Genomic DNA, 13,306 nt, shown 5'->3' on the forward strand with positions numbered 1-13,306 from the left:
GAAAGTTTAGACCCAAATAAAATCAGTCGTTCTCAGGATCATTGGATCCTAGAACGACTGATTTTTTTTGATATAGAATTGTGTTTAAACTAGTTGTCCTTGGTCTCATCCTTGTTCGTCTTTTTCTTATTTTTGAATAATTCCCAAAGAATGACCACGATATAGCCAAAGGCTACTAATGATAGTCCACCTGTGATAATTGCGTTTAACTCGTAAGGTAAGTTAAAGAAGTAGGTCAGCATTGAATAGAAAGTGTTTAGTAAAACAACTGCAGCCAAGGTCATTGATTTATCCCAGAGCTTTAGATGATGGCGTAATTTAAAAATTGTGATCCCGACCATGAAGATGATCAAGACTAAGGCAACAACGTAAAGACTGTCTTGCAAAAAGATTGGACTAAAATACATGATAATTCTCCTTCGATTAAGTAACTTGAACATTTTATCATAGATATCAATAAACAAAAAAGCATCTAGTTGAAACACTCATCATTTGCGATGTGTGTCAGTTAGATGCTTTTCTTTATTCAGTTCCACCAATTAAGCCGTTCATAACTCCTGAACTGCCATTACCACTGTTAGTTGAACTTCCACTTGATGTGGAAGAACTACCAGTATTAGATTCACTATTGTTACCCGATGAATTTCCAGTAGATTCATCAGTCATTGTTGTACCATTGGAATTAGATGAAGAAGTTCGATTATTGCCATTACCTGATCCGGTACCAGTTTCTTGGTTACCGTTTGAAGTCGTGGAGTTAGTTGAACCTCTTGAATTGGAATTTGTTGAGCTATCACCTGAGGTAGTAACTTCAGAAGATTGATTGCTATTGGTACTATTACTGAAACCAGAAGTACGACCACTACCATTTTCCGAAGCTATCTCTTTGGCACTCTTACTATTCTTGCCAAGCTGTTTAACTTCGCCATAGCTATTATTGCGTCCAAAGTAATTATTCCAGAAAAGGCGGTAGTTCTTAGGCTTTGCTCCGATGGCAAAGCTGTCATAAGACATGTTCTTAGGTTGTCCCTTGTAATAAAGTGAGTTGGTCGTGTGTTGATTGACCTTCGAGGTAATACCGTTGTACTCGATCGTACCAGTATTTGTTCCTGTTTCTTTATCTACCTTATAAGACGAGACACCCTCAGGACGATTGAATTTCTTATGAACGTTCATGACATCGGGATCTTCTTTGTAAACAGCATTTGCCATCCGCGACCAGAGTTCCTGGTTGATATCGGTCGAATTGCTTGCCAGGTTGTAGTTATTACCATAGAAATTATCGTAACCGATCCAGGAAGCTAAAGTCATACCATCAGTTGAACCAATAAACCAGTTATCACGATAATCATTTGAAGTACCAGTTTTACCGAAGAGGTTCTTAGTACTGAAATTAGATTCATATGATAGGGCAGAAGCAGTACCTTTAGTAACTACTCCATGAAGCATATTTTGCATGATATAGGAAGTCTCTTTACTGAAGACTTTCTTCTTTTTATGTTTGTGTTGATAAATAACTTTACCAGTTGGATCGGTAATTTTATCAACGACATAAGGATTAACATGGGTACCCTTGTTAGCAAAGGTAGAGAAAGCGCTGGCTTGTTGTAGGACAGTTACACCAGTTGCTGTACCACCCAAGGTGATACCTAATTGCTTATATTCATCGTCTGATAAGTTGATACCCATTTTTTCCATGTACTGTTTAGAACTGACACCGTTTTGTCGAATGTAGTTATATAAGTTGACAGAAGGGATGTTATAAGACTCTTCCAAAGTTTCACGTGCTGAAATGAAGCGGTTTTGAATCGTTTCTCCATAATCAGTAGGAGCGTACTTCTTGTATTTAGTCTTAAAGTCAGCCAGCATTGATTGCGAACCGATCATACCATTTTCAATCGCCGGTCCGAAGGTGATCAATGGCTTAATGGAAGAACCAGGTGAACGTTGCGTATCAAAAGCATGGTTCAATTGTGAGTTCTTGAAGTCCAAGCCACCAACGAAGGCAAGCACTTGACCACTCTTGTTATCTAGCAAGACAGAACCATTTTGAACAGGTTCTTTGACCTTGATAGATTTACCAGTGTTTGGATCAGTTGCATTGTCAGTATGGGTAGTTCCCAAATTATCTTGGAAACCTTGAGCTTGTTCATTCAAATCATTGTATAGCTTCTTATTGATAGTACTGTCAACACGATAATGTTTATTGTGAAGCTCAGTATCAGCCTGAGTATAGTACTTCTGGTAGAGGCTCTTATCTTTCTTCAAGGCTTTATAAGAAATACCGTCATTCTTAGCTAAACGTTTGATCAAAATAGTTCTCGTCTGTTCAGTCAATAAATTGTAGACATAACCGTATTTGATCTTCTTATTCTTGGCTTTATCTGGTTTCAGGAAGTCACCTTTAAGATCGAAGTTTTTAGCTTCATTATATTCAGCTTTAGAGATTTTCTTATCACGATACATTCTGAAAAGAACGATGTTCTTTCGTTTCATACCAAGACTAATGTCTTTTTTGATCTTACCTTTATTATCGTAAGGAGTATAAATCGAAGGACTTTGTGGTAAACCAGCAACAAAGGCCGATTCAGCCAAGTTCAGATCAGCAGCATCTTTACCGAAAAGACCCTTAGAAGCAGCTTGAACACCTTGAATATTTTGGCCTTTATTGTTACGACCAAGTGTTGCAGCGTTCAAATAATCTTCTAGGATCTCATCTTTGGTAAAGTACTTGTCGACACGCATTGCCAAGAAGATCTCGACGGCTTTACGTTTCCAAGTCGTCTCTGATGATAGTAACTGCATTTTGACAGTTTGCTGAGTCAAAGTAGAACCACCAGTTTGAGTACCAATACCAGTGATATCGGATAAAATTGCCCGGAAAAGTGATTTTGGCTCAACACCAGAGTGTTTATAGAAGTCGCTATCTTCAGTCGCAACGACGGCCTTCTTTAAGTATGGTGAAACATTATCTAGTGAGACACGTTTACCAGTTAGTGTTTTTTGTAAGTCTTCGACTTTTTGTTTGTCCGCAAAGTAAAGCGAGGTTGAGTTATTGACATCTTGTAACTGCGTTCGCATCTCGTGCTTGCTAGGCACAGCTACTTGATTAGTCAAAGCAGAGACATAACCAAATCCTAAGCCGACCGTTAAACTAAGCATAACGAATAGCCCGGCGATAATATACAAAACAATCCGACGAATAACCTCAATCGTCAGATTAGCTTTTGTAGCAAAGTCAGACCAACTCTTGATTCCTTTTATGCTGTTAACGATACTATTCCATAAATTTTTCAAGTTAGTTAAACCCCTTTAAAATGATACATAGCCTAATTATATAATAAAAATATATTATACGCTCAAAAACAAGGAAAGAAGCCTAGACATATCTCGATTTTTCCCGTCAAAATAGCGGTCTAGAGCAAATTAACGATTTCTTTAAGAAATAGAAATGACGCTAATCTTCAATAATTAGCGTCATTTCCTGATCTGTCTTTAAGCAAAACCTAAGTGGTTTTCGCGGACAGTTATTTGATTAGGCGGTAAATTGCATCTGCATAAATCGCAGTAGCTTTGAGTAATTTTTTTAATTCAATGTATTCGTTGGCTTGGTGCATCACGTTCGCATCACCTGGGAACATTGCCCCGAAGGCTACACCATTCTTCAGGATCCGACCATAAGTTCCACCACCAACAGTGAATGGTTCAGAAGTCTTATCATCAGTATGTGCTTGATAAGCAGCCATTAATGATTGAACTAGTGGATCATTGGCATCAACAAAGTGAGGCAATTGGTTGTGGCCTTCGATTTCAGCACTAACTGAAACAGGTAACTGTTGATTGATTTTCTTAGTCAAAGTTTCACCTGTGTCACCCTTAGGATAACGAATATTCAATAACAGGTCAGCCTGTGATTCGTCAAAGTTGAAGATATCTGGAGAAACCGTTAGATCACCCATAACATCATCATGACGATCGATCTGAAGTGATTTACCATAATGGTCCAAGAATAAGTATTGGTCGATAAAATTGAAGTAAACTTTTTCGTTTTCTTTCAAAGGTAAGGTGTTTAAGAACTTAGCTAAGTAAGTTGCAGCATTGATACCGTGGAATGGTTCCATAGCATGTGAACCTTTACCAATGATCTTCAAAGTGAATTTGTTAGCCGTTGTATTGATCTCACCAGAGATATCTGGATTTTCATCTAAGAAATCTTGGAAATCAGCGGCCAGGTTTGGTACCACGCCATCGACGTCAGTTACGGTTGCTTCAGCATGTTGAGGTACCATGTTTGGTCTTAAACCACTGTTGAAATCAGTTACTAAACCATCACTGGAGTGGGGGAAGTTTACCTTAAAAGAAACAATCCCTTTTTCACCATTGATCACTGGGAATTCAGCATCCGGCGAGAAACCAACTTTCGGCATAGTTTCTTTTTCCATGTAGTGGTTCATGCCGACCCATTCACTTTCTTCATCAGTACCTAAGATCATGTGCACTGGTTTAGAAATAGGTAGTTTCAATTCTTTGATGATTTTCATGGCGTAGTAGGCTGCAATGCCGGGGCCTTTATCGTCTGAGGTGCCACGAGCGTACAACTTACCATCTTTGACAGTTGGTTCAAAGGCATTGGTTTCCCAGCCTGGACCTTCTGGAACTACGTCGACGTGTGAGAGGATGGCGATTGCGTCTTCAGCATCCACAGTCCCTAATTCGATTCTGCCGGCGAGATTGTCGACATTTTTTGTCGTGAAGTTATCACGATCAGCAAAATGTAGAAATGTTTGTAGTGCTTTAGCAGGACCTGGTCCAAGTGGAAAGTCCTTAGTTTTATTTTCAACGTCTCTCGAACTGTCGATACTTAATAGTTCTGAGAGGTCGTTTAAGAGTTCGTCTGAACGATGGGCAACTTCTTTTTCCCAATCAATTGACATATATGTATAACCTCCGAATGGAATTTCAATCATTTTAACAAAGCTCGTTATCAATGGCTAATTTTTTTAAATCTGATTCATTGAATAATTATCCGAGGTATTGTTGTTAACAAAAGGTAAGTGATTGAATTGCTTCATTAAAGTAGCTGGAATTATTTTACTATTATTTCGGTTCTGTAAAAAGTAAAATTCTTGTTGTAAATCAATATTTTTGATACGTTGAGTCTTCGGTAAACTGAAATAACTGTTTGAGCTATTGTTTCCGTAGACAGCTTGGTCGTTCAATTGGATCAAAACGTATTGGGCGTTGATCCAACCGCCGTCTACCTTTAGCCAAGTTTCTGAGCCGATTTTTTGAACTGCTTGGATAGTCTCAGCTTTGTCGACCGGCATCTGATTGATCAAAGTGTCAGGATCATCGGGGTCTTCATATAAGTAATTATTTGGCTGCTGGCTACGGAAGACCGCCTTAGCTCCAAAGTAAGGCCTTAGATTGTTCAACTCAGCATCCGAATTGAAACCTTCAGCCAGAGCAAATTCATTTTCACCTAGTTGAACATATTTCTCACCGTGGAAACTAACAATATTTGACACATGGTAGCCATCCAAGGGATGAACCTTTTTCTTGGTCTTGATCTGTTTATAAGGATTTTCGTAAATTGGCAGATCTTTCAATCCCATATAAAATGTGTTCTGGTTGAAATTGGTTTCCCTTGATTGATCCTTTAAATCACGATATTCATTCCCGGTTGCTGGATAGTTGGTGACCACACCATCAATCTGCATGTTGACCAAAGTATTCCATTTGCTAGGACTTTCATTCATTTCATCCCAAGCATAAATCGATTTGTGCATATAATGGATATCATTGATGATCTCAGGAGTAATGATATTAGATGAAAGATTGACACCAGTAACATAGGAAAGAACATCAAAATTGACTCGTTTGATTGTCCCAGCAATAAAGATTCTCGGGATGTTCGGCATCAATTCCGACTCCTTTTTCAAACTGGAGGCCGAGAAGGAATGAAACATCACTCGATTTTCCATATGATACTTATCAATGCTAGTTTTCATCAGGTCTTCCATATTTTTCGGATTACCTTTTTTCGTCTTCTTGGTCTCAAGTAAGAACTTAGCGTTAGGATTATCTTTGTAGTGAGCAAAGAGTTCGTCTAAACTATGCATAGGTTCTCCATTTTTTTGATGTAAACTACTTAAATAAGAGAAATTTTTCTGGGAGACAATGGCAGGGATCCCTGTCACTCGCTCAAGGTTACGGTCATGAGAAATGACTAGCACATTGTCTTTGGAAACATGGAGGTCTAACTCAACATAGTCCGCACCTTCATTGAACGCAGTATCAATACTTTGAAAGGTCTCCTCTGGAGCTTTGACAGGATCACCACGGTGACCAACAACGGTAAAACCACTTGCAGTTAAAAAGATCATCGCTGCTAAAACAACATTAAGATAAATAAATTTTTTTGAATGCATAACTAGCTCCTAATCAAAATAATGCTATAAACTTAATCATATAACTAAATGAGGTAACAGTATAATGGATAATGAACAATCGTTAAACTTAATTGAACAGATTACCCGTAATGACGGGACAAAATATTATGAAATTGCTAACGTCTTGATGAACGGCCGAGCAGAAAAAGCAGCTGAGTTAGGCTTGATCAAAGAAGTTCGAATCTTGAAACTCAACATCCCACATTCATCAGCTGTTGGAGTTTATGAAGACTATGTAAATGAAAACTACAAAGTCCCACCAATGGAATTAAAAGAGTGGGTCGAATACAAGAAACCTGAGGGACCAATCAAAGATGCCTTTGAAGAGATCTTAAAAGCTAATAAAATTATATCGAAAGAAGATCAGCCAAAAGAATGAATTATTTTATTTCGGATACGCATTTCTATCATTATCAACTATTAGAACCTAATGACTTTGCTCCACGGCACTTCAAAGATGGGGATGCCATGAATCAAGCTATGATCGATGCTTGGAACGCTCGTGTAGATGATAATGATACAGTATATCATTTAGGTGATATCTCCATGCGTCCACAAAATACGCCAACGGATGCTGAAACCTTTGCTATGTTGGATCAACTAAAAGGCCATATGATCTTGATCAAAGGTAATCTTGATTATTGGTCACTCTTTAAATATTTGGCCAAACACAATAAGATGATGGCAGATGGTGTTCCGCGTTTCCGCTTTGAAGACGTTGGTGCGTTGCTAAAATTTGATCACATGCAATTTTACTGTACTCATTACCCGATGCTTTTGGGACGAGTTCAGCAGATCTTAAATTTACACGGACACATCCACCATTATAGCGTTCCTGTGGCAGAAAACATCAATATTTGTGTCGATGCCCCCGGAAAGAGATTACTTGAGTGAAGATCTACCATGGGGTTCACCGCTTAGGGGTGAAGAGATCATTGAAATGTTTGAAAAAAAGCAAGCTGACTTAGCACGGCAGCAGAGAAAGTAGGGATTTTTGTGGAAACAATCAAGATTGTCCATACCAATGATTTACATTCTCATTTTGAAAATTATCCAAAGTTGGCCCGATTCATCAAGAAGTCACGTAAGCAATCAGATGCTGATAACTTTTATCTATTTGATATCGGGGATGCCATGGACCGAGCACATCCATTGACGGAAGCGACCAATGGTCAAGCTAACATCACTTGGATGAATCAACAAAAATACGATGCAGCCACCATTGGTAATAATTAAGGACTCGGAAACAGTCATGAACAGCTGAATCATTTATATGATGACGCTAATTTTCCGATTGTCTTAGGCAATGTTTACGAAAAAGATGGTCAATTAGCAAGATTTGCTCAACCTGATCTAGTGATGAAGACAAAAAAGGGAGCTAAAATTGGCATTCTTGGTTTCACCGCTCCTTATATTTTGACCTATCCCTTGATGGGGTGGGATATTCACTTGATGCAAACAGAAGTCCCTAAGGCTCTTAAAAGAATGAAAGATGCCAAATGTGATGCTATAATCTTGCTCTCACATCTCGGAGTCTCGATGGACCGTCTATTGGCCAAGCAATATCCAGAAATTGATGTCATCATAGGTGCCCACACTCACCATCTCTTCGTTAAAGGAGAAATGGATAATGGTGTCCTATTAGCAGCAGCCGGTAAATATGGTCATTACGTGGGAACTATTGATCTGCAATTAGACGATCATAATAAGATAGTAAAAAAGTCCGCTTACACGACAGCCACCGCTGACTTAAAAGAGAAGAAAAAAGATAGCGAGTGGATCAAGGCTCAAATAGACCGTGGTAATGAGATCTTGGATGATAAAAAAATCGCTAAGTTACCATTTGACCTCTCAACCGATTTTGAAGACAAACACTCATTCATTAATGAAGCCTTACAGGCAACTCAGGAGTATGCTGACGCCGATGCTGCAGTGTTGAGCTCAGGTTTATTTCTCAAAGATCTCTCAAAGGGAGTTATTACTGCTCGTAATCTTCATGAAGCTATGCCGCACGCGATTCATGTCATGCAGACGACCTTGACGGGGGCGAATGTTTGGCGTTTAGTGATGGAGATGGAGAAAAATCGTTCATATTTACGTCGACATCTTCAAAAAGGCATGGGCTTTCGTGGTAAAATATTTGGCGAGTTAGTTTATCGCGGAATTACAGTTGATGAAAAGCGTAATGTTTATATCAATGGTCAGGAGCTGGAGTTTGATAAACCTTACAAACTAGCTCTTTTGGACCATTACTTGTTCGTACCGTTCTTCCCAACGATTGAGATCGTGGGTGAGAATAAGATTTTATATCCAAAATTCATTCGCAATGTAATTGCAGACTACTTAAGTAAGAAATATCCAATTTGAGGTGATTACTTGGATCAATCAGAAACAAAAGAGACTAAATTATCTGACGTTATCATGCTTGAAGATGATTTAGTTGTCATTAATGATATTAAATATCGAGTTATCGAAAATCACGACGATGGATTTGATCGTGAGAAAATTGCTGAGCGCTACAATGGTGTTCTTGATCGATATGACTATATCGTTGGCGATTGGGGCTATGACCAATTACGATTTAAAGGGTTTTATCTGGATAAACGGATTGAAAGCAATGTTGACAATAAGATTTCTCATTTAGAAGATTACTTGTTGGAATACTGTAATTTTGGTTGTGCTTATTTTATCCTTGAACGGGTCGATAAATTACCATTGACTAAACCAAAACGTCATAAGCAACATTCAAAACGTGGCCATAATACTCGTAATCAGAAGACTACCCACAAGCCTGAACGTCGAAATGCTCAGCATAAAGGTAATAATTCCCATAAGACGACGCATAAGAAGGCTAATAATCAGTCTAATAAGACCAATAAACCTGCTAATAGTCACAACAAGGCTAATAGTCAAAAGAATGAGACTAATAAACCAACTGGCAATCAAAACAAGCAAACCAAGGGTAAACAAGAAACGGTCAAGAAAGACAATAATAAGCCAACGCGTCGTTCACATAGCAATAATTCTAATAACAAGCATCGTCCACGTATTAGAAAACGTCAAAATCAGGTTGATAAAAAGTCAACTGACCAAAGCAATCAAAGTAAACCCAAGCGGAGTAATCAAAAGCCCGCTAACAAAACTTTTAAAATCAGAAAAATAGATAAGTGAGAATAAAATGACCAAATATCAAACATATTTAATTGACCTTGACGGAACTATGTATCGAGGCAAAGAGAAAATCCCTGAAGCTCAGGATTTTGTCAAACGACTTAACGATCAAAATGTCCAATATTACTTTTTGACTAATAACACTACTCAAACTCCTGAACAAGTTGCGAACAACTTGTCTAAAAATCATCAAATAATCGCAAGTCCTGAACAAGTTATTACACCTTCACTTGCAACTGCTGGATATATCAAGAATATGTTTGGAGACGAGATAACTGAACACTCAGCTTATGTGATCGGTGAGTTTGGGTTGAAATCAGCTATTTTCAATACTGGTATCCAACTAAACGAGGTCGATCCAGATGTAGTTATCGTTGGATTAGATTATGATGTCACTTATCATAAATTCGAGTTAGCCACTCTAGCAATCAAAAGAGGGGCTTTCTTTATTGGTACCAATGCCGATACTAATTTACCTAATGAACGTGGGCTGGTACCTGGTGCTGGATCAGTTATCTCATTAGTAGAAACGGCAGTTCAACACAAAGCTAAATACATCGGTAAGCCAGAAGCCGATATCGTGGACTTCGCAGCTGCCTACAAGGGCTTTGATCCCTCACAAGCAGTCATGGTCGGTGATAATTACAATACAGACATCAAATGTGGCTTAAATGCTGGCTTAGACACACTATTAGTCTATACAGGTGTCAGCACACATGAAGACATCGTAAAACAGTCTAGAAAGCCAACATATCAAATAGAAAGCTTGGCAGATTGGGATGTCGAATAGTCAAAGGGATGCTTTCTATACTTTTGTACTAGCTTTGTTCATCTTTACTTTTTCGATCACTGTGACGATCCTTTTTAGCTTTGTGATTTTTAAGTTCGATATTCATCATTACTTTTTAGATCAAGAAGCTAACATGAGTGCCGGTAAGTTGATGCATAATTATAATCAAATGATGAACTACTTGTTGAATCCTTTTGACGGGAGCTTTCATTTGGATGACTTCCGTTCTTCTGTAAATGGTCGGGTCCATTTTGCAGATTGTAAAAAGCTCTTTATGCTCAATTTCATCGTTTTCATCCTGTCTGGGATCTATGTCTTTTTCAGAAGAAAGTACCGCGCTCGTTTCAACCGGACATATTTATATATTGCGATTGTGGGAATCGTCCTTTTGCTCCTTATGGCAGTGGATTTCGATGGATTTTTCGTCATCTTCCACAAGATCCTTTTTAGAAATAACGATTGGCTGTTTGATCCTTCGCTTGATCCAATTATTAATGTTTTACCGGATGAGTTCTTTATCCAGTGTTTCGTTCTGTTCTTCGTCTTGTTTGAAGGACTTAATTTCTTTAAATTCTTTGCAAAAAAATAAGACTGTCGCATCCGGCAGTCAAATAAAGCCTCCAACAATTAAGTTTGTTGGAGGCTTTTTTATTAGCTATTCAGCTGTTTTCTTTCTGTTTCTCAAAGCTGTGATAAGAATAGGCACCATTGAGATGACTACGATTCCGATCACGATGATTGAGAAATGTTCCTGAACAGCTGGGATGTTTCCAAATAAAAATCCAGCTGCGGAACATAAGAGCACCCAGAGGAATCCTCCGAGTAAGTTAAATTTCAAGAATTTACCATAGTGCATTGTTCCTGATCCAGCCACAAACGGTACGAAGGTTCTGATCAAAGGAATGAAACGACCGATAGCAATCGTTTTACCACCATGTTTTTGGAAAAAGGCGTGTGCCTCGTCCAGATGCTCTTTGTTTATTAGTTTACTTAAATACTTATTCCTCGTCGCGAATTCACCGAAGTGTTCACCAATCTCGTAATTCAATGAATCTCCCAAGACGGCGGCAACAAGAAAGACTAAAAATAAGATCCATGGTATCAGACCATATTTAGGATTAGCTGCTAAGGCCATCGCTGCAAAAATCAAGGAATCTCCCGGTAAGAAAGGTAGGATAATGACTCCTGTCTCGATAAAGATAATCAAGAACAAGATTAGATATGTCCAGATGCCAAAGTTATTAACAATATTGACCATGTGGTGATCAATATGGAGAATAAAGTCGACCAGACCCATTACGTAACTCAATCAATCAACTCCATTATTCAAATTAAACTTAATTATAACAGGTTACCTTAAAATAACTTTAAATGTTTGCAATTATTTTTAAGAATTTAACTAAACATTGAGGTACTATGTTCAAAGTAGTCTCGATCAGGGTAGATGTTACGTAATGACTTCGTGACGGCGGTTGGTCCCTCGGCAAAAGCAGTAGCAATCAGTTGCAATTTGCCGGGATAGGTTGCAATATCACCAATAGCAAAAACATTTGGTAAATTAGTTTCCATTTGCTGACTGACCTTAATGAATGGTCCTTCTAATTCCAGGTTCCAATCACGTAAAATCTTTGAATCAGAGACGAAGCCATAATTGACCAATAGCTTGTCAACGGTAATAGTCTTCATATTCTCGGATTTGATTTTCTTCAATAAGATATCAACCTTATTAGGATCATCGGCATTGAAGGACACACCCTTAATAATATAAGGATTTAGTTGATCAACAGTCGAATCGTTCAAGCTGTCGACACTCGACTCCATTGCTCGATATCGATTACGGCGGTGAATGATTGAAGTACTCTTAGCGAGTTCGTTAATATGAATTGCCCAGTCAACGGCAGAGTCACCACCACCAGCGATGGCAACATCCTTATTTTTGAAATCATTTATATCGTTAACAAAGTAAGATAAGTTGTTTTCTTCTATCATAGGATCATAATCGAAGGTTAGTTTGCGTGGTTTAAAAGCTCCATTGCCGATTGCGATGATAATCGACTTGGTAACAATCGTTTGTTTGTCGGTAGTTATTTTCCAGTTGCCATCGTTTTCTTCTATATTAGTGACCGAAGTACCTAAAAACTGATCGCAAGGCATAAGTTTCATTTGTTCAGTGATCTGATCAACTAACTCAGTTCCTGATACCTTAGGTAGGGCAGCAACATCATAAATCTCTTTTTGAGCATATAGTGTTTGCGGTTGACCACCTAAATTAGGTAAACTCTCTATTAGAGCAACTTTCAATTTACGTAATGAAGCGTAGTAGGCAGAGAACATTCCCGCAGGACCTCCACCGATGATTGCAATATCGTAGATTTCGTTATTCATATATATGTCACCATTCCATATTTAGTTAGTATAGGAACATTGTTACACAAGTAGCTATTAAAGATAAAGGAGACAGTCAGTGAAAATAGGAGATAAGGTTTCAGGAAAAGTATCCGGCATTCAACCGTATGGTGTCTTTGTTGATCTTAGTAATGGAGAACAGGGACTGATTCATATATCAGAATTGAAAAACGGTTATGTAACTGACATAGAACACAACTATCAAATAGGCGATCGTGTTATCGTGCAAGTCATGAACATTGATGAGTACAATGGCAAGGTAAGTTTGTCTATTAGAGCATTGAAGCAGTTAGAACCTGGTAGACCAATTTTGCATAAGCACTTTTGGACTGACTATAAAGACAAGATAGGATACGAAACCATCCGTAAAAATAAGCATAAATGGATCGAAGAAGCATTGGCCGAAATACGCCGAAATAAATAAAATTGATTTTTTTACAAAAAAGACTTGCAACACGTAAACGGTATTGGTAAGATATTATTTGTT

General features: G+C 38.2%; 13 protein-coding genes and 1 pseudogene. 8 read left to right on the forward strand and 6 right to left on the reverse strand.

All coding sequences use genetic code 11. The features are described 5' to 3' along the window. Positions 1-89: 89 nt before the first annotated feature. The 4 genes from FC27_RS10950 to FC27_RS10965 all read right to left on the reverse strand — a co-directional run bounded on the left by FC27_RS10950 (position 90) and on the right by FC27_RS10965 (position 6,431). A complete protein-coding gene (locus FC27_RS10950; protein WP_010624787.1) occupies positions 90-407 on the reverse strand; it encodes a hypothetical protein in 318 nt (105 codons plus the stop codon). A 115-nt stretch (positions 408-522) separates the two neighbouring features. Next, positions 523-3,297, reverse strand: coding sequence for a transglycosylase domain-containing protein (locus tag FC27_RS10955; protein ID WP_010624786.1), 2,775 nt, complete (start codon positions 3,295-3,297; stop codon positions 523-525). A gap of 230 nt (positions 3,298-3,527) precedes the next feature. Further along, the gene (pepV, locus tag FC27_RS10960; protein ID WP_010624785.1) at positions 3,528-4,934 is read right to left on the reverse strand and encodes a dipeptidase PepV; all 1,407 of its coding nucleotides are present in this window, start codon (positions 4,932-4,934) and stop codon (positions 3,528-3,530) included. A 66-nt stretch (positions 4,935-5,000) separates the two neighbouring features. Continuing rightward, a complete protein-coding gene (locus FC27_RS10965) occupies positions 5,001-6,431 on the reverse strand; it encodes a glycerophosphodiester phosphodiesterase (RefSeq protein ID WP_010624784.1) in 1,431 nt (476 codons plus the stop codon). A 64-nt stretch (positions 6,432-6,495) separates the two neighbouring features. Between FC27_RS10965 and FC27_RS10970 the strand changes: the two genes are divergently transcribed. The 7 genes and pseudogenes from FC27_RS10970 (at position 6,496) to FC27_RS10995 (ending at position 11,002) form a co-directional block, all read left to right on the forward strand. Further along, positions 6,496-6,831 (forward strand): hypothetical protein, encoded by a 336-nt coding sequence (locus FC27_RS10970; protein ID WP_010624783.1) that lies wholly within the window; start codon positions 6,496-6,498, stop codon positions 6,829-6,831. Beyond that, positions 6,828-7,440, forward strand: a pseudogene (locus FC27_RS10975) (metallophosphoesterase family protein). The gene FC27_RS10970 and the pseudogene FC27_RS10975 overlap by 4 nt, the downstream one beginning before the upstream one ends. Positions 7,441-7,448: 8 nt before the next feature. Next, positions 7,449-7,688, forward strand: a complete 240-nt coding sequence (locus FC27_RS11685) for a metallophosphoesterase (protein ID WP_081483553.1) — start codon at positions 7,449-7,451, stop codon at positions 7,686-7,688. 123 nt (positions 7,689-7,811) lie between these two features. Continuing rightward, positions 7,812-8,819 carry a bifunctional metallophosphatase/5'-nucleotidase gene (locus FC27_RS10980; protein WP_081483552.1) on the forward strand — a complete coding sequence of 336 codons (1,008 nt, stop codon included), beginning with the start codon at positions 7,812-7,814 and terminating at the stop codon, positions 8,817-8,819. A gap of 9 nt (positions 8,820-8,828) precedes the next feature. After that, the gene (locus tag FC27_RS10985) at positions 8,829-9,623 is read left to right on the forward strand and encodes a YutD family protein (protein WP_010624781.1); all 795 of its coding nucleotides are present in this window, start codon (positions 8,829-8,831) and stop codon (positions 9,621-9,623) included. Positions 9,624-9,630: 7 nt separating this feature from the next. After that, on the forward strand, positions 9,631-10,413 hold the full coding sequence (locus FC27_RS10990) for a TIGR01457 family HAD-type hydrolase (RefSeq protein WP_010624780.1): 783 nt from the start codon (positions 9,631-9,633) through the stop codon (positions 10,411-10,413). Then, positions 10,403-11,002: a TIGR01906 family membrane protein gene (locus FC27_RS10995; RefSeq protein ID WP_010624779.1), complete on the forward strand. Its 600-nt coding sequence runs from the start codon at positions 10,403-10,405 to the stop codon at positions 11,000-11,002. The genes FC27_RS10990 and FC27_RS10995 overlap by 11 nt, the downstream gene beginning before the upstream one ends. A 66-nt stretch (positions 11,003-11,068) precedes the next feature. Here FC27_RS10995 and FC27_RS11000 read toward each other — a convergent pair whose 3' ends face one another. Beyond that, positions 11,069-11,710 (reverse strand): VTT domain-containing protein, encoded by a 642-nt coding sequence (locus FC27_RS11000; RefSeq protein ID WP_029508197.1) that lies wholly within the window; start codon positions 11,708-11,710, stop codon positions 11,069-11,071. Between the two features lie 98 nt (positions 11,711-11,808). Continuing rightward, entirely contained in the window at positions 11,809-12,798 is a 990-nt protein-coding gene (locus tag FC27_RS11005; RefSeq protein WP_010624777.1) for an NAD(P)/FAD-dependent oxidoreductase, read from the reverse strand. Between the two features lie 79 nt (positions 12,799-12,877). Between FC27_RS11005 and FC27_RS11010 the strand changes: the two genes are divergently transcribed. After that, the gene (locus FC27_RS11010) at positions 12,878-13,243 is read left to right on the forward strand and encodes a CvfD/Ygs/GSP13 family RNA-binding post-transcriptional regulator (RefSeq protein WP_010624776.1); all 366 of its coding nucleotides are present in this window, start codon (positions 12,878-12,880) and stop codon (positions 13,241-13,243) included. Positions 13,244-13,306 lie beyond the last annotated feature (63 nt).

The sequence above is a fragment of the Companilactobacillus versmoldensis DSM 14857 = KCTC 3814 genome (assembly GCF_001434295.1).
In the GTDB taxonomy this organism is placed as follows: Bacteria; Bacillota; Bacilli; order Lactobacillales; family Lactobacillaceae; genus Companilactobacillus; species Companilactobacillus versmoldensis.

Coding starts and splice junctions, on each gene's coding strand:
- FC27_RS10970 (WP_010624783.1), top strand. CDS start 6,496: ATGGATAATGAACAATCGTTAAACTTAATTGAACAGATTACCCGTAAT.
- FC27_RS10980 (WP_081483552.1), top strand. CDS start 7,812: ATGAAGACAAAAAAGGGAGCTAAAATTGGCATTCTTGGTTTCACCGCT.
- FC27_RS10950 (WP_010624787.1), bottom strand. CDS start 407: ATGTATTTTAGTCCAATCTTTTTGCAAGACAGTCTTTACGTTGTTGCC.
- FC27_RS10990 (WP_010624780.1), top strand. CDS start 9,631: ATGACCAAATATCAAACATATTTAATTGACCTTGACGGAACTATGTAT.
- FC27_RS10995 (WP_010624779.1), top strand. CDS start 10,403: ATGTCGAATAGTCAAAGGGATGCTTTCTATACTTTTGTACTAGCTTTG.
- FC27_RS10965 (WP_010624784.1), bottom strand. CDS start 6,431: ATGCATTCAAAAAAATTTATTTATCTTAATGTTGTTTTAGCAGCGATG.
- pepV (WP_010624785.1), bottom strand. CDS start 4,934: ATGTCAATTGATTGGGAAAAAGAAGTTGCCCATCGTTCAGACGAACTC.
- FC27_RS11005 (WP_010624777.1), bottom strand. CDS start 12,798: ATGAATAACGAAATCTACGATATTGCAATCATCGGTGGAGGTCCTGCG.
- FC27_RS11000 (WP_029508197.1), bottom strand. CDS start 11,710: ATGGGTCTGGTCGACTTTATTCTCCATATTGATCACCACATGGTCAAT.